We start from the raw sequence: 23,129 nt of genomic DNA on the forward strand, positions 1-23,129 counted from the left end.
TTAGAATTTTCTAGCAGATAAATACACTATCTTAGGATATAATTAATAAAAATACTTTGATTAAAATTCTCTATCTATAGATATATTTGACATCCTCCATGACAAAATAAAAAAATGTAAGCTAGTCTAGAACTAACCTACATTTTATTAGCTTGATAAAAAATCTTTAACCTAAAGATTGTTGTTTAAAAGAGTTAAATTTCTGGGATAATTCTTGCCGAGACTCAAATTTGAGGAGATAACGGAAAGCAAACCAGATAAAGTAAAATATGCCAATCAACTCGAAAATCGGTTGTAGCAAAGGTACACCATTCACAGCATCTAGTAATGCGATCGCTACCTTAACTGTGACCAAAGCTGATAAAATTAAAACTAGGGTGATTAAACCCTGTTTATTGTTGTTAAAAATACTGCCTAAATACTCTGGCAGTTGATTTAAGAATTCAAGAATTTGTCTACTAATTTGCTGCCATTGGGATTCAGATTCTTTAGCAGCAGGTAATTTTGGTAAACTGCGATTGTCTTCACCGGAAAAAGATAAACTATCTTGTGGTGAAGAATAATTTCCTTGTTCTGTTTGCTGTGCTTGAGTTTCCATCATAGTTATCATTTAACCTCTTTGTAACTTATCAATATTTTCTTCCCAATTTACACCATCAAAAGGCACAATTTCAAAATTGCCAATTATATTTCCGTCTAAACACCGCACATTAACATCAATACAATCAGGGTGACTACGGGGAATATAAAAGGAATGAATCCCACAAATACTGCAAAACTTATGTTGTGCTACTTCCGTATTAAATTTATAAGTTTTTAAGACATCTTCCCCTTGTAGCAAAGTAAACTTTTCTTGGGGAACAATCAAATGCAAAAATCCTTTTTTAGCACAAATTGAACAATTACAATCATCAACTTTGTGATTATTAACTACTACCCGAAACCGCACCGTACCACAATGACAACCACCCTCATACGTAACATATTTATCTTTACTTGACATTAAGTTCCTCCAGTTGATTAACTCTAATTGTAGGTTGGGTTGACAAAGGAAACCCAACAAATTCACTAATTATTTAAAGTTCTATTTATCAACTTGCAAAGAAGAAAATAACCGTTTCCAATCTAAATCATTAGCAATTACTTCACTTTCCTTAACCTCAAAAGTGAGATTACTGGCTTTTGGTTCTTTAATTGCTTGTACACAAATTTCCGCAACATCATCACGGCTAATTTTCCCTCTAATATTATCACCTTGTTCAAAGATTAATTCCTTCCCTCCTGCTGTTTCCGTCAAAGCACAAGGTCGAATAATTGTATAAGGAATTCCACTAGCTTTGACACTTTCTTCTCCTCGCAATTTCCAAGTTAAAATTCCTCCCAATTGGTCATTTAACCTTACCGCTGGAGGTTCTTCATCTAAATTAATTCCTGGTCTTCCTGGACGAGTTACCCCAGCAGAACTGATTAATACAAATTGAGGTAAAGTTTCCCCACCATAGGCTTGAATTGAGGCAACTTCCAGCGCAAAAATCCCCGGATTAAAAGCAGGATTTAAAGCACCATCATATTCAAACTTACTCAACATTAATTGCAAAGAACAAACTTTACTAACGTCCATTGGTGGACAATCTTTAACAATTTTGGCACGAAATACCGGAACTAAATCTGTAAAAGGAATCTGAATATCTAGCCAATTATTAGCAACAGTATCAAAAGAATAACTATAACCAACACCGTCCCAAGTTGATTCTGTGCGGATAAATATTTTATAACGTTGACCGTCACCTTTAACCCGCAATTTCACACCTTGATAACCAGATAAATCAACTAATGGTGAAAAATTCTTAGTCCTTACTGAAGCAAAACCCCCAGAATTAGCAGTTGAAACATTACCTGTGAATACTGCTGTATTTTCCCTAATTTGAAAACTACTGGAACTGACACCACCCATAACCACATCATCTAAAGCACCCCAGATATTTTTGATTTCATCTGATGGTTTAGTAAAATCAAATATCGGTTTTTCACCCACAGAAACTAGATACTTTGCAGCGGCTGTTACTAAATTTTTCACACCTTGATATTCAACATTTTCTGGTGTATCTCCCACAATTTCCGGTAGATAGAATTTCACCCCTTGATTATATTTTGCCCTATCTGGTGTATCTCCCTCCACAGGTTGAACACGCACCGACGTACAACAAATTACAGCTTGAATATTAGCCATAACTAGACTTGTCAAAGTCTCTGATTTCGTAATATCCCCAACTACCAAATCAATATCATCACCCAGAATTGTCCGCGCTTTTGCAATATCTCGAACTAAACAACGGACATTATAGCCTTGTGCTATCAATTTTTTGACAACTCGTTTACCCACACCACCCGTCGCCCCAGCTACCAGAATTACAGCCATATTTCCTCCTGCTTTTGATATATCTTGATGATCTTTTGGACTACCTTGAAAGAGTTTCTCTATCCAGTTAAGAACCGGAAATACTTCAAAGTAAGTTAGGGTTTTGATAAACCTGCATAAATCCCATTGAGAACGATCATTGTTACTCATAGTTACGATTTAATCATGTTATTTTAGTCTTATTGTATCAACTTTCGAGTATATAGTAGATAAAATATCAACTCCTGGATATAATTCATTTTCCTCTTTCTCTGCGCTCTCTGTGCCTCTGTGGTTGGTTAAAAAGAATATTCTTTAAACTCAAATAGTATTGCTATACAGCCTTTTTGATGTAACTTCAGAAATATCTCGTCTGCGGTTTAAAGGTAATTTATCTAACCACAGAGGCACAGAGGACACAGAGAGAAGAGGTTAAGGAGGAATTTTTATTGTTCTTAAAAATGGTATTATAATTTTTATAAATTAGGATAATTGCGATGAATCAATCTGAAAAAGCCCAAGCTGAATATGAGAAATTTCCCACAGAATTTACTAGCATTATCATTAGTACAGTAAATAAACAAGGAACTCCTAATGCTAGTTATGCTCCTTTTATTATGGACGATGATAAAAATATCTATATTTATGTAAGTGGACTAGCTACTCACACCCAAAATATTCAAAATCATCCTTTTGTGAGTGTTTTATTTATTGACGACGAAGTTAAAACTCAACAAATTTTTGCCCGTCGGCGGTTAAATTTTGATTGTACCGCAAGTTTGATAGCCAGGGAAACAGAGAAATGGCAGGAAGTTGTTGATAAATTTGAACTTCGGTTTGGAGAATTGATTACGACATTACGCAGTTTACCCGATTTTCGGATTTTGCAACTTACACCGAATACCGGACGGTTTGTCATTGGGTTTGGGGCTGCCTATAATATTAATAGTGATAATATCAATCAACTTGTACAAATTACCAAAGATTCACTTTCATAATTATGCTGCAATTTCAACCTCCTGGGTTTGGTAGTAAATTCATTCATACATCTTTAGGGGCAATGGTTTACTATACCCAAATTAGCGCCCCTTGGGAAAATAGCAAAGATCAAGATTTACCACCATTATTATTTTTACATAACTTTGGTGGGGGTGCGTCTGCTTATGAATGGTCGAAAATTTACCCGGCTTATGCGTCAAACTATCGAATTTTAGCCCCAGATTTAATTGGGTGGGGAAAATCTGCTCACCCCGTGCGAGATTATCAAATTCAAGATTATTTAACGACGATTCTTGAATTTATTACTCAAACCTGTAATCAACCTGTAACTGTAGTAGCATCTTCTTTAACAGCGGCTTTAACTATTCGTCTTGCTGTTACTTATCCAGACTTATTTAAAGCTTTGTTTTTAGTTTGTCCTTCCGGTTTTAACGATTTTGGAGAAGGTGCAGGAAGGAGATTACCACTTTCTTTAATTAATACACCGTTGGTAGATAATTTAATTTATGCTTTAGGTGCAGAAAATGAAATTGCAGTTAGGAACTTTTTGCAAAGTTTTCTGTTTGCTAAACCAGAAAGAGTTACCCAAGAAATGGTATCAGCTTATTTAAGTTCTGCACAACAATATCAAGCCAAGTTTGCGGCTTTGTCCTTCTTACGCGGAAATCTTTATTTTGATTTGAGTTTATATATTCAGCAACTTCAAGTTCCAACTGTCATGTTGTGGGGAGAAAAAGCCCAATTTACAAATATGCAATTAGGACGACGGTTAGCAAATTTAAATCCTGGTGCAATTATAGGTTTTCACGAAATACCCGATACAGGAATTCTTCCCCATTTAGAAATACCAGCGGTTGTCATGGGAATATTGCAAAAATACAACAAAACTGGAGAATTAAAAATTTAAATTAAACTTAAAAGGGCAGGGTTTCCCCTCCCCTACTGAATTATAACGATTTAGCGAACATTACAAGATTTGCGTTCATTATCATCTTGAGGATATTGCCAAGAATAAGCAAAATGACTAACACCCTTAATTTGAGGAGATAATTGCCGGAGAGCTTGCATTTGCACTTCCAAAGATGGACGATTACTAATTGATTCTCCCCACTTACCAGCTAAAGCCGGAATCACTTTTGTCCCTGGTTGTGCCATCTTCAAAACCTGTCGAACTTGTGCCACAATACAATCAACATTACCGCAATTTGCATAGGACATGGGATGCCATTGTAAGTTACTAGAAAACCTATCCCAAGGTTGCAAACGGGAATCATACCCTTGTCCTAAAGCTTGATTACCTTCGGGAAAAAATACCACTCCAGCGGGAATACCTTTTTGTTTAGCTGGGTAACTTGCTAAAGCCACAAAATCTAAGATACCTTGCATAGCATGAGCAACAGTGAATAACCATAAATCCAATTGCAAAACCCGCTGTTTTTCCGCTGGGGAAGGCAAAGATTTCTGTTTTTTTCGAGGAATACGCCCTTCCCATAATGGTTCATCTTCTTGAGGATAGCGTTTATCAATTTCTGTTATATCACCAGCACTCACATATCCTCTGGTGAGAAAACGGCGAATTAATTCTAATCCTTTGGAATTTTTGGCGCGACGAAATAAGATTTCTTGGGTAGCAGGGGTAAATAGCCATAAATCATGAACTTTGGTAGCAATAGAATCATTACCAATCTGACGAGGATAGCGAACATAATCGAAGAGAATACCATCTGGACGACGGCGTATAACCTGTTGTATCATGCGGTAGTAATCGTTTTTAGCCTGAGTGTTGTAAGGATCAATGAAGACTTGATAACTATCTTCTACTACGGATAAGCTGGTTTGATTTTTGCCATTACGAGCGATCGCATTTTGTCTATCTGCCCGTTGAGCATAAGTATAACCAAAGTTATTCGTAAACATCCAAGCATAAACTTTCAACCCGCGTTGTTGCCCTTTTTTAATTGCTAATGCCAATAAATCAAATTTTTCTGCACCAAGAATGCGAACCACAGCAGGCCAAACAGTTGGGTTAGCTGCGGCTGGTAATAGTACCCGGCCATCATAAAATACTTCTAAATAAACTTGGTTATAGCCTTGGTTGACAATGCGGTCCATAATTTGATCAACTACTCCCGGCTGGATATCGCAGGGATACAAGCGCAACCAAATAGCTTGAGTTTGTGGCCAAGTCTGACTACGACAGGTTTTTAATTCTTGTGTATGCTGTTTGAGTAATTTCTGATAGCGACTTTCTGCCTCTTTATTGCCTTTAAAAGCTAATAAACGTAATTTTTCTTTTTCTTGAGTTGCTTTTGATGATACCCGACAATCCTGTCCCTTTTGAGCAATAGCTGGTGCGGTAACTAAGTTGAGAATTAATAAGCAACTAGCAATAATTATAGTAAATACACCTTGCCAAGACAAAATTAGTCTTACAAATTTCCAGTTGTAATCAGACATATATAGCAATCAGTTTAAATTTGTAATAGCTTGCATGAAATAGCCTGCACTTAAAATATCCCCAGATTTGGAGAGACATACAACCATCAAAAGCAGTATTCCACACAAACAACTCAAACATTTACATTGAATGAGAAGAATGTGCCATGATTAAAGTTTCCATAAATCGGAACGTAGGGATTTGAACCCTAGACCTCCACTACCCCAAAGTGGCGCGCTACCAAGCTGCGCTACGTCCCGTAAATGTGAACTTGAGATTTTAGACTTTTGGAGTGGGGATGATTCCAAAATTGTCCATCTAAAACTTATTAAGTCACTCTTGTTAATATATCACAAGACTAAAGAAAATAGCAAGGGGTTTTTTGAAAAAATTTTAGAATCCCTGATCTGAAGATTGCTGGCGTTCCGTTGAAGTTAGATCTTCATCTGCGATAAACCTTCTGCCTCCTGCAAAATTACTAATTTTCTATCTTTGGGTTATTCGCGGTCAGATAAAAAATTAAGTAATTCACCGGAGAGATAGAAGTAAAAATTTTATTAATTAAGGATCTACCCAACGTCCGTCGGCTTTAATCAGATTAATCAATTCCTCTACACCTTGGGCTTCTGGAACTTTTTTAATTTCATCCCGACCACGATATAAAGAAATATAACCAGGGTTTTTACCAACATATCCATAGTCAGCATCGGCCATTTCGCCAGGTCCATTCACAATACAACCCATCACAGCAATATCCAGACCTGTTAAATGTTTAGTAGCTTCCCGGACTACGTGCAGCACTTCCTCTAGGTTAAATAAAGTCCGTCCGCAAGAAGGACAAGCCACATATTCAACCATTGTTTTCCGCAAACCCAAAGCTTGCAGAATGCTGTAACAAACCGGAATTTCCTTTTCTGGTGCTTCTGTCAAAGAGACGCGGATTGTGTCACCAATACCGTCAGCCAATAATGTGGCAATACCCGCAGTAGATTTAATTCTGCCATATTCCCCGTCACCTGCTTCTGTTACGCCCAGGTGAAGAGGATAATCCATGCCTAAATCATCCATGCGTTTAGCCATAAGCCGATATGCAGCCACCATGACAGGAACTCGTGAGGCTTTCATGGAAATTACGACATTATGAAAATCCAAAGATTCACAAATGCGAATAAATTCTAAGGCAGATTCCACCATCCCTTCCGGGGTGTCACCATAGGTAAATAGCATTCTTTCCGCCAAAGAACCATGATTTACGCCAATTCGCATAGCTTTACCTTGATCACGCAAGGAAATTACCAGCGGTGCCAAGGTTTCGCGGATTTTTTCGCCAATTTCGTCAAATTCAGTTTTTGTATATTCGGTGCGGCTGGTATTTGCTTTCTCAAATATATACAAACCTGGATTAATTCGCACTTTTTCGATATGTTTGGCAACTTCCAAGGCGATTTTCATGCCATTGTGATGTACGTCGGCTACAATTGGCACATCACGGTAAGTTTGAATTAATTTTTGTTTAATTTCCGCCAGTGCTTTAGCGTGTCCAATACTAGGAACAGTGACGCGGACAATTTCGCAGCCTATTTCATGGAGACGACGAATGCCAGCGACAGAACCATCAATATCCAGAGTATCTTCATTAATCATTGACTGTACCACCACTGGATATCCTCCCCCAACGGTGACATCTCCCACTTGTACAGCGCGGGTTTTGCGGCGTTTGATGGTGGTATCAAAGGTTGGTTGACTAGATGTAGTGTTGGTAATTTCCAAAGTCGGCAGAGTTTGCATAATCTAAATAGGTAGATTTTCTGTAGCTAAAATATCAGATTGCCAGCGGTTATACTTCTCAGATTGCCACAATTTGGGGTATTTTAGGTGCTAAATTGAAAAGTAAATCAAAAAATAACCAAGAGTTTTACAACTAACAACTGTACGGGCGAAGCATTTGGAGAATTATTTTTGGCAATGACCGATAATTTATCTTCCCAATGCTTCGCCCCTACTGACAATTGTACGGGCGAAGCATTTGGAGAATTATTTTTGGCAATGACCGATAATTTATCTTCCCAATGCTTCGCCCCTACTGACAATTGACTAATGACCAACTTAAATTTACTAAATTGATGCGTAAAACGATATGATATAAGACATCACTTCAGTCATCAAATAATGAACGCTCTATGAAAACAGAAACCGTTCGCACGACATTAACCATTCCCAGGGAACTGCTAGAAGCTACAGATAAGGCAGTTATGGAAGGGAAAGCTAAAAGTCGGAATGATTTTGTCGCTCAGGCTTTACGAAGGGAACTAGCCTTACAAAAGCGATCCGAAATTGATGCCGCATTGGCAGAAATGGCTAATGATCCAGATTATCAAGCAGAGGTCTTAAAACTAGAGGTAGAATTTGCTACCGCGCAGTGGGAGGCGTTGCAGTTAGGGGAATCGCCAAGATGAGAAGGGGTGAGGTTTATGATGCGCGTCTAGAAATGACTGAAGGCTCGGAGCAGGGAGGAACTCGCCCAGTGATTATTGTTAGTCGCGATGTAATTAATCTATCCAGCCCAGTCGTTTTAGCAGTACCCTGTACCACCTATCAAGACGGAAAGCGAGTTTACCCTACTCAAGTTTTAATTTTATCACCAGATGGCGGACTCAAGAAAGACTCAATCGCCATGGCAGATCAGGTGCGGGTGTTATCTAAAACCCGCTTTTTGCGTTTAAGAGGAATACTTTCTGAAGTTGTCATGGCACATTTGGAGCAAGCGTTATTAATTGCCTTAGATTTGCCAGGATATTAACTAGTACACAAGGGCGTAAATCAACCAACGTCTCAACTGAGCTACGCCAAACGTCCATTCTAAATCGCCCAAAAGCCTATACCGTCTTAGGCTTGACTTTTGACTTTCGCCTTGCGGTACTAGCTTTTAAGGGAGGGAATGAGGAACAGGAAATCAGGGTAGATAAGTAGGTCGTTTTGTCAGTCCTATCTCATTTCCTGAATTAACGTGACTTGGTATGAGGAAAACGTGGAAAACTTCAAAATTTATTATTGAAATATGTCTAAATCAATAAAAATATCAAATCATTTAACACAACAGTCTCAAGAGAAAGAGAAAGAGAAACAACTAATTAATGAACTTAGGTTATTAGTAAAAACTTTGATTTATCAGGAAGAAATTACAATTAAATCCATCATGGATTGTCTCTATGATGTTGGTTCAACTAATTTAGTAAATCAAAAATTTAAGTTTGGAACTCTCAATAAAACTCTAAAATTTATGACTAAAATATCTAAACCTGCATTTAAAATACTGGCTTGGCAATGGTTTAAGAAAAATTGCCCTGATTTGATTACTGGATGGCTGCAAGGTAAAGTTACATTTATAAGAGTAGAAGAAAAGAGATTGGAGGTGATGACAGAAAATGAAAATCTCAGTTTAGTTAGTATTTCTCAGATTCCAGAGGAAAATCAAATTGATCAGATAAAACGTCTGCATTTACAGGTGAAATTGTTAACAGGTATTTTAGTTATTACAGTAACTTTATTTAGTGGGAGTTTGATTTGGCTAAGTAATTCATTGCACCAATCCCATTTACAAACTTTAGAAAAACTCCAAAATCAAGTTAAAACTTTAGAATCTAGTACAGTACAGCGTAAGTAAGATAACCATTAAAAGTCCCTAAAAAGCTTATACAATCTGCTTTTTAATTTTTAATTGTTAATTTTTAATTCCGCCCTGCGGTACTAGTCAATGAACACAGAGAAACTGGTTAGTATTAGTTAAACTTAAACTGCTGGCTTCAATCCCATTTGTTTTAAATTGATATGTTGCGGGTTTTAATTATCGGTGGAATTGGTGATGCGGTAGAATTAGCTGCTAAGGTAGCAAATATTCCTGGTATTGAGGCTATCTCCTCTCTAGCCGGTCGTACCCGTGAACCTGCTACTCCTGTTGGTAATGTGCGAATAGGCGGTTTTGGTGGTGTAGCCGGATTGGTGACTTATCTGCGAGAAATGCAAATTGATATATTAATTGATGCTACTCATCCTTTCGCTAATCAAATTTCTGAGAATGCAGCCGCAGCGACTCAGGAAGTAGGTATTCCTCGATTAATGGTAATTCGTCCAGCTTGGGAAAAACTCAAGGATGATTATTGGTTAGAAGTAGAAAATAATTTGGCTGCTGCTGCTGTTTTAGCAAATCAAGCTAAACGAGTATTTTTAACAATTGGTAGACAAGAAATTGCGACTTTTGCACATTTACAGGAAATTTGGTTTTTAATGCGGATGATTGATCCACCAAATGCTGATGTTGTCGTTCCACCTGGATTGATTTTATGCGATCGCGGTCCCTTTAGTTTAGAAAACGAACAAGAAATTCTCCTCAAATACAATATAGATACCATTGTCAGCAAAAATAGCGGTGGTAGTGCCACATATCCCAAAATTATCGCCGCTAGGAAACTAGGGATAAAGGTGGTGATGGTAAATCGTCCACCTGTACCCCCAGGAGAACAAGTTGCAGATGTGGAAAGTGCTGTGCAATGGCTAAGAGGATGTTTGAAAAGTATCAGAATTAATCGAGATCCCCCCAACCCCCCTTACAAAGGGGGGCTAAATTCCTCAAAGTCCCCCTTGGAAAGGGGGATTTAGGGGGATCAGATCCCACACGAAAAAGTTTTCAAACAACCTCTAAAGGTTAAACATTAATAACTGAGAAAATCCTGAGGAATAGCCAAGGTTTCGCTGATAATTTCTGATGCTAATTTATCAGATTTGAGTAAGGGATAAGCCGGAAGACCATGATGTTGATGCCCATTGGAGGATGATTGAGATTGTAAATAAATTCCCATAGCTAAACTAGGCAAATAGGTAATATTGTAATTTGCCACATTTACAGAAGATACTGAAGCAAAAGACAGACTAAATAAACTGTGCAAAGGTAATTTGTACAAGTCCCGATGGGGAACTAAAATTATTGTATCTATCCCTGCCAATTCTTGAGTAATTGTGGAAATATTCAAGATATTTTGCAACTGCAATAGTTTTGATAGTGTTGATGATTCTTGCCAATCTGCTAACCAATGTTCAAATTCAATTAAGCGTTTTATTGCTTCGGGAATTCCTTCTGTCTCCTGAATGGGTGTAAACAGTAAAATCGGAGCTGGGGCTTGATCTTTGATAATGAATGTGTGCAAAGCGGCTGGGCTAAGATGCCAATAAATTATGGCTGTGGTGGGATTCAGTAATTGTTGAATAGAGCGATAATCTCCTGACTCAAGTTGATAATTCAAATCAGGCATTAACAACTGTAAACAGTTATTTCTCCCCTGTTCAGCAATTTCCCAAGCTTCTACTAAATCTCCTGTATTTACAGCTAAATCAACTGCTAGTTGTCCCAAACCTGCAAATTTTAGTACCAGTTGTTTTTTATTTTCATCAGTCCGATTCGGCTGAGTGAGTAATTGTTGTAATAATTCAATTCCCCATTTTTGTAATTCCTGTGCCGCTACTGTTTCCCCCAAACAGATAAGCACTTTCGTCAGAGATTGCAAAATATCCAAATGCAATTCTGGAAAATCTTCTGGTGTCAGCGTAGATAGTGCCAGTTGATATTCGGACATGGCATGATGCCAATAATCACGAGGTGTGGTGGCTTTTTTCGCTTGCTCGTAGTAAGTATTACCAATAGCTATACGTAATCTTCCCCAACCTTCTGGGTGAGTATCCGGGCGAAGATGTTTCAAACCTGTCTGATAACTTGCTAATTTACCTTCATAGCCGCCTAAGTTAAGGGCAGGATTGGATGCAGAAATGCTACTAACTACAATTAGTGATGATTGGTGGGGGGTGAGATGACCAGCCGCCGCACCCCTTCCTAGCCAAGCTTCCCAGTAGTCTAGTTTAATTTCTAAAGCCCTGTCATAGCCGGATATAGCTTGGGCAGAACGGTCTAGGTAAAATAGGGCTACGGCTTGGTTATACCAGGCTGGGTGGAAATCGGGTTTGATGGCGATCGCTTGTTGATAGGATGAGATTGCATCTTCCCGACGACCTAAGTGTTCAAAGGACACACCCCGGTTATACCAAGCTAGATAAAATTCTGGCTGAATGGCCAGGGCTTGATCCCATGATTCAATTGCTTCTAACCATTGTTTTAAATTAAATAGCACCACACCCCGATCAATCCACACTTCATGATAGTTGGGTTGGAGATTGAGGGCTTGATCATAACTAGCAATCGCTTCTGCATATTGCTCAACCACAGCCAAAGCTATCCCCCGGTAGTACCAAGTTTCAGAATCTTGGGGTTCTAAATTCAGGGCTTGATCATAACTATCAATAGCTTCCCCAATTAAACCTAACTTGAGTAATGCTAAACCTCTGCTAGACCAAGCTGCTTGGTAATCTGGTTTAATAGCGATCGCTTGATCAAAGGAAGCAATGGCCGCATCAAAGTCTCCCAACTCGCCCAGAATACCGCCTCGGCTATACCAAACCTGATAAAAATCCGGTCTGAGAGCCAGTGTTTGGTCATAAGCAGCGATCGCTTCGGAAAACCGTTGCAAGTAAAATAATACTAAACCCTGATTAAACCAATACTCATAAACATGAGGTTGGATTTGACTTGCCCGTTCATATAAAGCCAAAGCCGTCAACAAATCTCCAGCCTTAGCCTGCCGTAAACCCTGATAAAATAAACTTTCCGCCGGATTAGTAACAACTATTTGTGATGTTGATTGCTGGACAATTTGCCGATCACGAATTGCCAATTCCGACGCTAAATGCTGGACAAGATTGCTACTTTGCTCCAACCGCACCACCAACTCATCTAAAGTGGATGCTAACTGCGGTTCTATATTCATCAAAGACTCGTTCCAGCTTTTCTCCCTGGGAGATTCTGGATCGGCAATTATTTCCGCAGCATTCTGGGAAAATTCCTGAATTCTATACTCATAACTGTGATAGTCATTTTCTGTCTTAGCTGCATTCTCAGCTAAAGACCCATTACTTAACCCTACAGACTGACCAGTGAAGAGATCCTCAACCATTTGGGATACTGATGGATTAGTCACACTTTCCACATTCTGATCTTGCCAGATTTGTTCCTCAAATTGGCGGAGCAATTCCTGACCAGGAGTATCTAACTCCTCTGCTGTGGGGATGGAACTTTCCAACTCCTGTGACTCTTGCTTGCGCTCATACTCCTGATTGAGGTTGCGCCGCAATAGCTGCATCCCAATATCATAGGCCAGGTTGCTAACCTCACCAATACCTAACTCACCCAGTTTCACCATGCGCTTGGCTAAAGGAAGATTCGGTGCAGGAGAAGCTAATAATTTGTCCCCAAATATCAACAGCCAATCTATCCACCGATCAACTGTAATTCTTGGTTCCATCCGCTGCAAATACTTCAACGCCCACTGTTGTCCGCGCGCTTGATGCACACCTTCTAGTAGTTCATTAAATAACAACTCTAGATCCGCATTCGTGAGTTTTGGTGGTTGATCTGCCACCAGATTGCCTTGACTATCCTGGGAATCGGTGATTCCCAGGATAGTCAAGGGGGACTGTAAAAATTTGTTAAGCCACTGCAAGAGCCACCTGAACATCTGCCAATTTATGGGATTTTCTTTCTCCTAGATTGTAGCTATCCTTGTGTCAAAAAAAATTATTAATTACGGAATGGACTAGAAAACCAAATAGACCCACTTGACACTCTCAGCGTCTAAAGACGCGCTCGATTCTTTAATCAATGAGCCAACTTACAATTGCTGGATTACTCCAACAAAAACAGAGGTCGATTCTCCTAAAGCGTTAATGACCGTATCCCTACCGTACTCGTTTTTTGCATTTCATTTTTCACCAAATTTAGCTTTCCTAAACAGCAATACCGTTAGGTATGACTACGCACTCAACCAAATAAGTTAAGTTTTTACGTCGTTTAGTTATACTTAAATTCTAGAATTGTTTACATTGTATCACATCTACTGTTATTGAGTTAGGCTAAATATTTTCGCCCGTGTCGCTTATATCTCAGCACGCTTTGTGACTGAGCTTTACGCTTACCGGGTAATACTGTAAAAATATTGATAGCTACACCGCACAAATCAAACTTATTGACATACTCACCGACCTGAAGGTGCGGGGAAACACTTGACACTTCGCCAGAACCCGCCACAAGTGGTCTTATCGTCCCTCCATGTCCGTTTAAAGTCTCCCAATGCCCTATGGCGACTATGACAAAATTTTAACATAAAGCCGTCCTGGAAGGACCGGGCTTGTGTCCCGTCTTTTCGGTCACTGGGATTTATCCTTGTGATTCAGAAGACTCGTTCGCTTCATTATACTGACTAACTAATACCTGAATAATTTCTTCTGGATTATTTGTTTCCACTCCTAGTTGTTGGGAGATTTGCTCGCATAGGGTTTCATCCTGCTGCAACATTATCAACAATTCATCTAGGCTGACAGTTTTGTATTCCCCTTCTGGTAAATTTTCTTCCGTGTTGGCAGGTATTAAAAGATTGTTTTCTACTGCATCGGGACCTTCGTATTCCCAAACTGGTTCTCCTGGATTGACTGTTAAGACTTTCATGCCTATATCGTAGGACAGATTGCTGATTTCCCCAACCCCTAACTCACCAAGTTGAACTAATCTAGCTGCTAATTCATTATGGGGTTTAGAAGATGCTAATAATCTGTCACCAAAACGATTTAACCATTCTAGCCACTGTTGGGTGCTAACACGATGTTCAAGATTATTTAACCATTTTTGCGCCCAAGTTTGTCCCTTGACCTGATGAACTCCTTCTAGTAGTTCTGTAAAGAGAAATTCTAAATCTGTGTCAGTGAGGGGTGGAACTACTGCTTTGGGGACTTGTTCCCGACTGGGGGTAAAATTTTGTTTACCACCAAACAAGTGCCGAAAAAATTTTTTGAGCCATTGAATTAGCCGCTTAAACATTTGATGCACCATTGATGTTGCTTAATAAAATTTTAGCGGTGTGAGTGACTAGTAGTTCGTCAAATTTATTTTGACTGTATATTAGTTTTGACTTTTGACTTTTGACTTTTGACTTCCGCCCTGCGGTACTAGCGGCTATGTCTGAGGCAAAATTACCATGAGTTGTTAGAATGGTAAAACCCTAAAATTTACCTGGGATATACGGATTTAAACCTGTCTCCATGTCTTACGAACCCCTGCACCATAAGTATCGGCCAAAGAGTTTCGCTGAACTGGTGGGTCAAGAGGCGATCGCTACTACCCTAACTAATGCCATTCTCTCAGCGAAAATCGCCCCTGCCTATTTGTTCACTGGCCCTAGAGGTACAGGAAAAACTTCCAGTGCGAGAATTCTCGCTAAATCTCTCAATTGTCTCCAAGGCAACCAGCCAACCCCCCAACCCTGCGGTGTTTGTGAAATCTGTCAGGGTATTACTAAAGGCTATTCTACTGATGTGATTGAAATTGACGCTGCTAGTAATACGGGTGTTGATAATATCCGTGAACTGATTGAAAGGGCGCAGTTTGCCCCGATGCAGTGTCGTTATAAAGTTTATGTGATTGATGAATGCCTGACTGGAGACTCATTGATTCTCACAGATGCCGGAATTGTCCGCCTTGATAACCCGAATATTCAAGGTCAGAGAGTTCTTAGTTACAATGACTCCTCTGAAAAATGGGAGTTTAAAAAAGTTGTCCGTTGGTTAGATCAAGGGGAAAAGCAGACCTTAGTGATCAAAACAACTCACAGAGAAATTAAGTGTACAATTAATCATTTAATCAGGACTGACCAGGGATGGATAGCAGCCAAAGACGTAAAAGCAGGAATGAAGATACTATCCCCTGTGAATGTGGATGCGACACGCTCATTTACAAGTTTGGTGTTGACGGACGTACCCGAAGATTTGTTAGTGGACACCAGTTCAAAGGTAATACATACGGACAAAAATTATACGATTGGGAATCTATTCTTCAACAAGCGGAATTACTCCGACCTCTGTGTGCTTGCAGATGTGGAGAAAAGCTGGATATCCCAGACTTTTTACGAAAAAAAGGCAAAGGCATCAAAAGTATCCAGTCTCACTGGACAAAACATCCATACAAAAAAGGACACGGAAATTGGGAACTTAGAACGGAAAAATTTCTTGCCAAAGCCGGGTTTATCCAACCAGATCAACTGGGACTCATCTACGGAACATTATTGGGAGATTGCTCAATCACTTACCCCAATAAATGCAGCAGATTTCCTAGATTATGCTGGACACACGCAGACAGTCAAAAAGATTGGTTGGAATACAAAGCTTCCCGACTTTCAGAATTGCGTCCCAAACTACGGGTTACAGTTAATCAAGGCTACGGAAATATTTCTGTCACCTGTAACACAGCTTGTCATCCCCAACTCAAAGATGTTTTTAACATCGTTAAGCCAAGTCGGTCACAAAAAACCGTCTCTATGGACTGGCTTAATAGAATCACCCCAGAAGGGATTGCTTGGTGGTTTTGCGATGATGGTTCACTCAGTCTCAGTCCACAAGGAAGCCCACAAATTCAACTACATACAGAAGGATTCTCTTCCGCAGAAAATCACCTCATTGCTAACTGGCTTACAGCAATGGGATACCCAGCAGCCGCAAAGTTTTACACCAGAAGTAGCACCAGTAAGCAGTACTACTACATCTGGATGGGAGCAACCACTAGTAGAAAATGGGTGGCAGACTTCAAGCAATATTCCATACCCGCAATGGATTACAAATTTGGAGAAGGTCGAATCTGTTCACCTCGCTGGAGTTGAGCGAGTTTATGATCTTGAAGTTGAGGATAATCATAACTTTGTCGCTAATGGATTACTAGTACATAACTGTCATATGCTAAGTACCGCAGCGTTCAACGCGTTACTTAAAACCCTAGAAGAACCACCTAAGCACGTTGTTTTTGTCCTCGCTACAACAGACGCACAAAGGGTATTACCAACAATTATTTCTCGTTGTCAAAGGTTTGATTTTCGACGGATTCAGTTAGAGGCAATGGTAAAACATTTAACGTATATTGCCGCTAAGGAAAGTATTCATATTTCTCATGATTCTCTGACTCTGGTGGGACAAATTGCCCAAGGAGGATTAAGAGATGCAGAAAGTTTACTTGATCAATTAGCTTTAATTGCTGGGGAAGTGACACCGGATAAGGTTTGGGATTTGGTAGGTTCAGTCAGCGAAAAAGACCTATTTGGACTATTAGAAGCGATCGCTCAAGATCAAGCCGAAATAGTCCTAGACTCTACCCGGAAAATCCTAGATCGAGGTCGAGAACCCCTGATCATTCTCCAAAATCTCGCCGCTTTTTATCGAGATTTCCTCATAGCTAAAACCGCTCCCAATCGTCAAGATTTAGTTGCTTGTACTGAATCAACTTGGACATCATTAGTTGACTTTGCCCAAAAATTTGATATTAGTACCATCTTACGAGGACAACAACACCTGAGAACAGCAGAATTACAACTAAAAAACACCACTCAACCTCGTTTATGGTTAGAAGTAACATTATTAGGATTATTACCCAGCGCCAATATTCAAATCCAAACTGCAAATATTTCTCAGCAAGTTAATACAACTGCTGTCACTCCAGCTTATCCTCCCGCTGCTGCACCACCAGCATATCCGCCCACAAATCACAACTCATCTGTGAATTTTGCACCAGTACCCACGTCAGAACCTGTATATGCACCACCACCTACTAACCATCAACCAGAACCAATACAGCCAGTAGGAGAAGGTTCACAATACAATTTAACTCAACTTTGGCAACAAGTCCGTGGACATATTCAGCAGCTACCCACACAAGCATTATTGGGTCAAATGTGCCATTTAATGGAATTTAATGGTGTAGTTGCTCGTGTAGGTGTAAAAGCGGTTTGGTATGACAAAGTGAAATCTTATCTACCGATCATCACTACGGCCTTTAGACAAACCTTCCAGCAGGAAATTCAAGTTACCTTAGAAAAAGCTACCACTGCCAACGCCACATCAACTAAGCGAAATCCACCTCCACAAAATTCTACTCCCGTTCAACAACCACCCCAACCTACATCCTATCAACAACCACCCCAACCTACATCTAATTACCAACCTCCAGCCCCGCAACCCACACCACAGCCACCCTCAGCCGTACCACAGCCAGTAGCTACAGTATCCGCACCACCACCCGTACCAGTCCGAGTTGAGCCTGTTGTTACCAATGCAGCACCAGTGCAACCATCGCCATCAAGTTGGGATCATGATGGTGTGGTTAAAGCTGCGGAAAGTCTAGCAAAGTTCTTTTCTGGAGAAATCATCCGCATGACAGATGATAGTTTTCAATTATCTGATTCTGTTACTTCCACTGAAACGCCTGAAATATATGAATCTTATGTTGATGATGAATATAGTTGAGAAATTCAGAACTGTTGAGATTCTCCCCTTGTTTAAATATTTGACAGTTGCTAATAACGTCTGTAAGGATCAGAAGCAATTTTCATAAGACCTCGCGGTAAGCGGGAAACTCAGTCACTTTAGTGCTGAGAGGGAAGCGACACGGGCGGTTTTAACCGCCGTAATAATTAGACTTGTTGATCTTAGAATCAACTTAACTTTTTTAACAGTGCATTGTCCTAATCTTTTCCAATTAGCGTCACTAACAGAGACTGCTTTTTCAGTATCTCCGCTAACCCAACCAAAGAAAGTTTTACTTCCTTGAGTGGCTTCCACAAAGTCACCTTTTCTAAAGCCATGACGAGTTGTAGTGCCTCCATATTTCCGACGATTACCACCTTCACTAAAAGTCATTAAATGGAGTTGTCTACGACTAATTGGAGGACGACGCACAATGGTGAATTGAGACTCTGTGATATCAACCCCTCCTATCCAAGATGCGCCATGATTTTTAGCACCTTCCCACGTCTGGTATTTAACAAATTCAGAACTTGCTAAGGCAACCGCATCAACTGCGTGTGTTTCTGGTATTTGCAAAGATTTATCGGATTTTTCTTTATGCAATCCCAGGTACTTACGAAGGTTTGAGGTTTCCCAGCCCTTCTTTAAAACGACATTTGTAAGTTTTGATAGTCGGCTAATTTGGTATCTCTGTCCAACCATGACGGGACTAAAGCCTTTGTTACCTCGTGCTTCAACCTCTTCAATAACAACTGTTTTTATTGGGTAAAGTTGGAGGAGTAAACTAATTACTCGATATTCCAAGTCTTTGTTTGCTCTAATACTTGGAGGCAACTTTGAGCCACGACGATTATCAAATCTTGCTTGACGATGATTGCGTTTGTTGAAAGATAGCTTTCTATTAATTCGCCTTCCTCGCCTATTACGCCGCATCATTGATCGTTGATCCATTCGGTCTTTGACCGTTTTGAAAGGCAAAACTAAATGCAACATTTGCAAGGTGAACTTTTTGGACTGAACCGCTATACCTGAAAAGAGTTTACCAGGGTCTAAACCAAGAACTATTTCTTGCGTTTCAGTATTACTTGATTCGGCTAATAACTGGACATAGAAAATGCCAAGTTTATCGAATTTGCCGATTGCTTTACCGCATTTGATCCATCGTCTTGCTCGACTAGGTTTAGTTGGCATTAATGGCGTATTGTCTACTGAAATTACGGGTACTCGCATAAAGAGATAATCCTTCGAGTAAAGTTTAATGTCCCTTCGCTCAACGCAATCAAGATGTCTTGGCTTTAACCAACGCCATTACAAGATAGCTTGAAGATAATCCGAACTAGAGAAGTATTCGGAAGTTCGTACCAAATTGCGTCTCAATGAGCTAGTCAAACACGTAAGTCTTGATTTCTTACAAGCTCAGTCCCTTTAGGGCTGAGTTATTGACATTTGCATTTTCCCTGTTTCTTGATTAAGTGCAAGATATGAGGTAAGGTATAGGTTTACTGATTAAATCAAAAAATGTCTGAACAACAAACCATTAGTCCTTGGCAATCTAAACCTTGGTGGTGTCAACCTTGGTCAATTATCCTAACCAGTTTAACATTAATCAGCGGTAGTTGGTTAATCTTCAAAATTATTTGGTTAACAATTTTAGTTGCTATTCCATTATTGATTTGGATGGGATTTTTTCTGTTAATTTGGCCGCAGATGATGATTCGCAGTGGAGTTTTGCACAAAATCACAGAATAGTTAATTTAAATCTTTTTGTCAACATGAATGCTCAAATTTCTATTATTATTCCCACTCTCAATGAAGCGGGTAATATTAAAGAAGCAATTATTAGCAGTCAATCTAGTAGTAATGTAGAAATAATTGTAGTTGATGGTGGTTCAAAAGATGAAACATTATTAATCGCTAAATCATTGAATGTTAAGGTAATTATTTCTCCTCCCGGACGTGCTAATCAAATGAATACAGGTGCTATGGCTGCTAGTGGGGAAATTCTCCTATTTCTCCATGCTGATACCCGTTTACCGACTAATTTCGAGCAGATGATTCGCACAACCTTAGCAAAACCGGGAATTGTGGCTGGTGCGTTTGCTTTACGGATAAATGCCCCTAATTGGGGGTTGCGTTTGGTAGAATTTGGTGTAAAATGGCGATCGCATCTTTGGCAAATGCCCTATGGTGATCAAGCTATTTTTCTCACCAAAGATGTATTTCAGCAAGTTGGTAATTTCCCGCCAATATCAATTATGGAAGACTTTGCAATGATGAGAAAATTAAAACCTCTGGGCAAAATTCACCTATTACCAACACCCGTAATTACCTCACCTCGCAGATGGTTAAAAAAAGGAATTATCCAAACGACTATTTTGAATCAAATGATTGTCATTGCTTATTTACTCGGTATTTCTCCAACCCAAATTCGTAATTGGTACTCTTCCCCAAAATTATAGAGAATTTTTATGATTATTACCCTTTTATCAGCAATAGATTTTTCTGTAATTCAAGAATCTGTTAAAGTATCTTCTCCCAATCTTCAAGAATTTTTACAGAATGCTTTACAGTGGATTAATAGCCTTGGTGCTATAGGAGGAATAGTATTTATTGGTATCTATATTATAGCTACTCTAGCTTTTTTACCGGCTGCACTGCTGACATTGGGTGCTGGGGTAATTTTTGGTGTAATTTGGGGTTCTATATATGTCTTTATTGGGGCTACATTAGGTGCTATAGCAGCATTTTTAGGAGGACGTTATTTAGCGCAAGGTTGGGTAAAAGAAAAAATATCTAGTTACAAAAAATTTGCCATCATTGATAAAGCAGTTAGTAAAGAAGGATTAAAAATTGTCCTATTAGTTCGACTTTCTCCCCTCTTTCCCTTCAATTTATTAAACTATGCTTTCGGAATTACTAGTGTTTCTTTTCAAGACTATTTAATTGGTTCAGTGGGGATGATTCCTGGAACAATTATGTATGTTTATTTTGGATCTTTAGTAGGAGATATAGCCTTAATTGGCAGTAAAAATCAACCTGGAAACATCATTCTCCACTGGGTAATTCAAATCATGGGGTTGATAGCAACAATTGCTGTCACAGTTTATGTCACGAAGATAGCTAAGAAAGCTTTAGAAGATGAGAACTTATAAAAATTCTTTGTTTTTTATTTTTCAATAATTTTAGTAATTTTGTTAAATATAAAACCGATAAATTTCTGATGATAATGTATTTATAAATAACAGATCATATAATCAAAAACATAGTTTATACTTAACCATTCAGAGGTAATACTAATGTCAACTTCAGAATCTCCAAGAGTCACAATTCGTCCCATGGATGAGTATAATCAAAAACTCCTCAAAAATGTTCATCCAGATAATTGGGTAAATCCCCAAAGGGCTGATTGTTATGATTTAGTAGTAATTGGTGGGGGAACTGCGGGTTTGGTTGTCGCTGCGGGGGCTGCGGGATTAGATTTGGGTTTAAAAGTGGCATTAATTGAAAAAAATCTCATGGGAGGAGATTGTTTAAATTTTGGTTGTATTCCTTCTAAATGTTTAATTCGTTCTTCTCGTGTAGTTGAAGAAATCAGAAAAACCAAAGATTTAGGGATTAATATTTCTCAGAAATTTGATGTGGATTTTGCCACAGTTATGGAGAGAATGAGACGCATTCGGGCGAGTATTAGTCATCATGATTCTGTGGAAAGATTTAAAAGTTTAGGAATTGATGTTTTTTTAGGTGATGGTAAATTTATAAACAAGAATACTATAGAAGTTGATCAGCAAACATTAAAATTTAAAAAAGCTGTCATTGCTACTGGTGCTAGGGCTGTTAAACCGAAAATTCGGGGAATTGAAGCAGCAGGTTATTTAACTAATGAAACTGTTTTTTCCCTAACTCAGAAACCCGAAAAATTAGCCATAATTGGTGGTGGACCTGTTGGCTGTGAATTAGCACAAACATTTCAGCGTTTGGGTTGTGAAGTGACATTATTTCATCGAGGTTCACATATTTTAAATCAGGAAGATTCAGAAGCAGCGGAGATTTTGCAAAAAGTTTTAATTGATGAAGGTATTCGTTTAGTATTAAATTGTCAATTAGAAGAAGTTGTTACAGTTACGGAAGGAAAACGCCTATATTTTTCTGTGAATAGTGAACGAGATTCGGTGACAGTTGATGAAATATTAGTTGGTGCGGGACGGGCTCCCAATGTGGAAAATTTGAATTTAGAGGCAGTGGGTGTAGAATATGATCAAACCTGGGGTGTAAAAGTGAATGATTATTTACAAACCACAAATCCCAAAATTTACGCCGCTGGTGATATCTGCATGAATTGGAAATTTACTCATGCGGCAGATGCGGCAGCGCGAATTGTGATTAAAAATACCCTGTTTTCGCCTTTTGGTTGGGGACGATCTAAACTCAGTAGTTTAGTGATGCCTTGGGTGACATATACCAGCCCGGAAATTGCTCATGTGGGGATGTATGCAAATGAAGCGAAAAAATTAGGTATAGAAATAGAAACTATTAAGATTCCTTTTAAAAGTATAGACCGAGCGATCGCAGATCATGAAGAATCTGGTTTTTTAAAGATTCATCACAAAAAAGGATCAGATCAAATCCTCGGTGCAACCATAGTTGCTAATCATGCAGGGGAGATGATTTCGGAAATTACTACAGCTATTGTTAATAATATTGGTTTAAGTAAACTGAGTAGTGTAATTCATCCTTATCCCACTCAAGCGGAAGCCATTAAAAAAGCCGCAGACGCTTATCGTAAAACTCTACTAACACCAAGAACTAAGCAATTATTGGGATTTTTAACCAAGTTTTCTTAAATTTGAGAGTTTCAGA

20 protein-coding genes and 1 tRNA gene are annotated in these 23,129 nt (G+C 39.0%); 11 read left to right on the forward strand and 10 right to left on the reverse strand.

Annotation, left to right across the window (positions count from 1 at the left end; genetic code table 11):
• Positions 1-166 precede the first annotated feature (166 nt).
• From FJR09_RS07535 to FJR09_RS07545, 3 genes are all read right to left on the reverse strand, one after another.
• Positions 167-610 (reverse strand): CAAD domain-containing protein, encoded by a 444-nt coding sequence (locus FJR09_RS07535; protein WP_168652804.1) that lies wholly within the window; start codon positions 608-610, stop codon positions 167-169.
• Complete coding sequence (locus FJR09_RS07540) at positions 611-1,003, reverse strand: GFA family protein (RefSeq protein ID WP_015078923.1); 393 nt, start codon at positions 1,001-1,003, stop codon at positions 611-613. It lies immediately after the preceding gene.
• An 81-nt stretch (positions 1,004-1,084) separates the two neighbouring features.
• Positions 1,085-2,569: a CIA30 family protein gene (locus tag FJR09_RS07545; RefSeq protein WP_015078922.1), complete on the reverse strand. Its 1,485-nt coding sequence runs from the start codon at positions 2,567-2,569 to the stop codon at positions 1,085-1,087.
• 326 nt (positions 2,570-2,895) lie between these two features.
• Here FJR09_RS07545 and FJR09_RS07550 point away from each other — a divergent pair, with 326 nt between their 5' ends.
• Positions 2,896-3,396, forward strand: coding sequence for a HugZ family protein (locus FJR09_RS07550; protein ID WP_015078921.1), 501 nt, complete (start codon positions 2,896-2,898; stop codon positions 3,394-3,396).
• 2 nt (positions 3,397-3,398) lie between these two features.
• Positions 3,399-4,304, forward strand: coding sequence for an alpha/beta fold hydrolase (locus tag FJR09_RS07555; protein WP_168652803.1), 906 nt, complete (start codon positions 3,399-3,401; stop codon positions 4,302-4,304).
• A 50-nt stretch (positions 4,305-4,354) separates the two neighbouring features.
• On the opposite strand, the gene FJR09_RS07560 is transcribed toward FJR09_RS07555, so the two are convergent.
• The 4 genes from FJR09_RS07560 to FJR09_RS07575 form a co-directional block, all read right to left on the reverse strand.
• Positions 4,355-5,854 (reverse strand): family 10 glycosylhydrolase, encoded by a 1,500-nt coding sequence (locus FJR09_RS07560; RefSeq protein ID WP_168652802.1) that lies wholly within the window; start codon positions 5,852-5,854, stop codon positions 4,355-4,357.
• 166 nt (positions 5,855-6,020) lie between these two features.
• A tRNA-Pro gene (locus FJR09_RS07565) sits at positions 6,021-6,094 on the reverse strand.
• Positions 6,095-6,395: 301 nt separating this feature from the next.
• Complete coding sequence (gene ispG, locus FJR09_RS07570) at positions 6,396-7,622, reverse strand: (E)-4-hydroxy-3-methylbut-2-enyl-diphosphate synthase (protein ID WP_015078918.1); 1,227 nt, start codon at positions 7,620-7,622, stop codon at positions 6,396-6,398.
• Positions 7,623-7,729: 107 nt separating this feature from the next.
• On the reverse strand, positions 7,730-7,924 hold the full coding sequence (locus FJR09_RS07575; RefSeq protein WP_083881501.1) for a hypothetical protein: 195 nt from the start codon (positions 7,922-7,924) through the stop codon (positions 7,730-7,732).
• Between the two features lie 90 nt (positions 7,925-8,014).
• Between FJR09_RS07575 and FJR09_RS07580 the strand changes: the two genes are divergently transcribed.
• The 4 genes from FJR09_RS07580 (at position 8,015) to FJR09_RS07595 (ending at position 10,490) form a co-directional block, all read left to right on the forward strand.
• Positions 8,015-8,290 carry a ribbon-helix-helix domain-containing protein gene (locus FJR09_RS07580; protein ID WP_015078917.1) on the forward strand — a complete coding sequence of 92 codons (276 nt, stop codon included), beginning with the start codon at positions 8,015-8,017 and terminating at the stop codon, positions 8,288-8,290.
• Positions 8,287-8,634, forward strand: coding sequence for a type II toxin-antitoxin system PemK/MazF family toxin (locus tag FJR09_RS07585; RefSeq protein WP_015078916.1), 348 nt, complete (start codon positions 8,287-8,289; stop codon positions 8,632-8,634). Before FJR09_RS07580 ends, FJR09_RS07585 begins: the two co-directional genes overlap by 4 nt.
• A gap of 258 nt (positions 8,635-8,892) precedes the next feature.
• Positions 8,893-9,498 carry a hypothetical protein gene (locus FJR09_RS07590; RefSeq protein ID WP_015078915.1) on the forward strand — a complete coding sequence of 202 codons (606 nt, stop codon included), beginning with the start codon at positions 8,893-8,895 and terminating at the stop codon, positions 9,496-9,498.
• Positions 9,499-9,662: 164 nt separating this feature from the next.
• Positions 9,663-10,490, forward strand: coding sequence for a cobalt-precorrin-6A reductase (locus tag FJR09_RS07595; RefSeq protein ID WP_168652801.1), 828 nt, complete (start codon positions 9,663-9,665; stop codon positions 10,488-10,490).
• Positions 10,491-10,543: 53 nt separating this feature from the next.
• Here FJR09_RS07595 and FJR09_RS07600 read toward each other — a convergent pair whose 3' ends face one another.
• Both FJR09_RS07600 and FJR09_RS07605 read right to left on the reverse strand, forming a co-directional pair.
• Positions 10,544-13,435, reverse strand: coding sequence for a tetratricopeptide repeat protein (locus tag FJR09_RS07600; RefSeq protein WP_371725184.1), 2,892 nt, complete (start codon positions 13,433-13,435; stop codon positions 10,544-10,546).
• A 713-nt stretch (positions 13,436-14,148) separates the two neighbouring features.
• Entirely contained in the window at positions 14,149-14,817 is a 669-nt protein-coding gene (locus tag FJR09_RS07605; protein WP_174782875.1) for a hypothetical protein, read from the reverse strand.
• Between the two features lie 209 nt (positions 14,818-15,026).
• On the opposite strand from FJR09_RS07605, the gene dnaX reads away from it, so the two are divergent.
• Entirely contained in the window at positions 15,027-18,269 is a 3,243-nt protein-coding gene (gene dnaX / locus FJR09_RS07610; RefSeq protein WP_015078911.1) for a DNA polymerase III subunit gamma/tau, read from the forward strand.
• 114 nt (positions 18,270-18,383) lie between these two features.
• On the opposite strand, the gene FJR09_RS07615 is transcribed toward dnaX, so the two are convergent.
• Positions 18,384-19,499: an RRXRR domain-containing protein gene (locus FJR09_RS07615; protein ID WP_015078910.1), complete on the reverse strand. Its 1,116-nt coding sequence runs from the start codon at positions 19,497-19,499 to the stop codon at positions 18,384-18,386.
• 288 nt (positions 19,500-19,787) lie between these two features.
• On the opposite strand from FJR09_RS07615, the gene FJR09_RS07620 reads away from it, so the two are divergent.
• From FJR09_RS07620 to FJR09_RS07635, 4 genes are all read left to right on the forward strand, one after another.
• Positions 19,788-20,018: a DUF6737 family protein gene (locus tag FJR09_RS07620; protein WP_015078909.1), complete on the forward strand. Its 231-nt coding sequence runs from the start codon at positions 19,788-19,790 to the stop codon at positions 20,016-20,018.
• A gap of 23 nt (positions 20,019-20,041) precedes the next feature.
• The gene (locus FJR09_RS07625; RefSeq protein ID WP_168652745.1) at positions 20,042-20,728 is read left to right on the forward strand and encodes a TIGR04283 family arsenosugar biosynthesis glycosyltransferase; all 687 of its coding nucleotides are present in this window, start codon (positions 20,042-20,044) and stop codon (positions 20,726-20,728) included.
• A 9-nt stretch (positions 20,729-20,737) separates the two neighbouring features.
• The gene (locus tag FJR09_RS07630) at positions 20,738-21,421 is read left to right on the forward strand and encodes a TVP38/TMEM64 family protein (RefSeq protein WP_015078907.1); all 684 of its coding nucleotides are present in this window, start codon (positions 20,738-20,740) and stop codon (positions 21,419-21,421) included.
• 144 nt (positions 21,422-21,565) lie between these two features.
• Positions 21,566-23,113, forward strand: coding sequence for a mercuric reductase (locus tag FJR09_RS07635; protein ID WP_015078906.1), 1,548 nt, complete (start codon positions 21,566-21,568; stop codon positions 23,111-23,113).
• The last annotated feature ends 16 nt before the right edge of the window (positions 23,114-23,129 follow it).

Origin of the sequence: Dolichospermum sp. UHCC 0406 (assembly GCF_009712025.1) — a bacterium.
GTDB classification, from domain to species: domain Bacteria; phylum Cyanobacteriota; class Cyanobacteriia; order Cyanobacteriales; family Nostocaceae; genus Dolichospermum; species Dolichospermum lemmermannii.

Bases quoted from the DNA above. Each gene is read 5' to 3' on its own strand.
- FJR09_RS07535 (WP_168652804.1), bottom strand. From the start codon at position 610: ATGATAACTATGATGGAAACTCAAGCACAGCAAACAGAACAAGGAAAT.
- FJR09_RS07540 (WP_015078923.1), bottom strand. From the start codon at position 1,003: ATGTCAAGTAAAGATAAATATGTTACGTATGAGGGTGGTTGTCATTGT.
- FJR09_RS07545 (WP_015078922.1), bottom strand. From the start codon at position 2,569: ATGAGTAACAATGATCGTTCTCAATGGGATTTATGCAGGTTTATCAAA.
- FJR09_RS07550 (WP_015078921.1), top strand. From the start codon at position 2,896: ATGAATCAATCTGAAAAAGCCCAAGCTGAATATGAGAAATTTCCCACA.
- FJR09_RS07555 (WP_168652803.1), top strand. From the start codon at position 3,399: ATGCTGCAATTTCAACCTCCTGGGTTTGGTAGTAAATTCATTCATACA.
- FJR09_RS07560 (WP_168652802.1), bottom strand. From the start codon at position 5,854: ATGTCTGATTACAACTGGAAATTTGTAAGACTAATTTTGTCTTGGCAA.
- ispG (WP_015078918.1), bottom strand. From the start codon at position 7,622: ATGCAAACTCTGCCGACTTTGGAAATTACCAACACTACATCTAGTCAA.
- FJR09_RS07580 (WP_015078917.1), top strand. From the start codon at position 8,015: ATGAAAACAGAAACCGTTCGCACGACATTAACCATTCCCAGGGAACTG.
- FJR09_RS07585 (WP_015078916.1), top strand. From the start codon at position 8,287: ATGAGAAGGGGTGAGGTTTATGATGCGCGTCTAGAAATGACTGAAGGC.
- FJR09_RS07590 (WP_015078915.1), top strand. From the start codon at position 8,893: ATGTCTAAATCAATAAAAATATCAAATCATTTAACACAACAGTCTCAA.
- FJR09_RS07595 (WP_168652801.1), top strand. From the start codon at position 9,663: ATGTTGCGGGTTTTAATTATCGGTGGAATTGGTGATGCGGTAGAATTA.
- FJR09_RS07605 (WP_174782875.1), bottom strand. From the start codon at position 14,817: ATGGTGCATCAAATGTTTAAGCGGCTAATTCAATGGCTCAAAAAATTT.
- dnaX (WP_015078911.1), top strand. From the start codon at position 15,027: ATGTCTTACGAACCCCTGCACCATAAGTATCGGCCAAAGAGTTTCGCT.
- FJR09_RS07615 (WP_015078910.1), bottom strand. From the start codon at position 19,499: ATGCGAGTACCCGTAATTTCAGTAGACAATACGCCATTAATGCCAACT.
- FJR09_RS07620 (WP_015078909.1), top strand. From the start codon at position 19,788: ATGTCTGAACAACAAACCATTAGTCCTTGGCAATCTAAACCTTGGTGG.
- FJR09_RS07625 (WP_168652745.1), top strand. From the start codon at position 20,042: ATGAATGCTCAAATTTCTATTATTATTCCCACTCTCAATGAAGCGGGT.
- FJR09_RS07630 (WP_015078907.1), top strand. From the start codon at position 20,738: ATGATTATTACCCTTTTATCAGCAATAGATTTTTCTGTAATTCAAGAA.
- FJR09_RS07635 (WP_015078906.1), top strand. From the start codon at position 21,566: ATGTCAACTTCAGAATCTCCAAGAGTCACAATTCGTCCCATGGATGAG.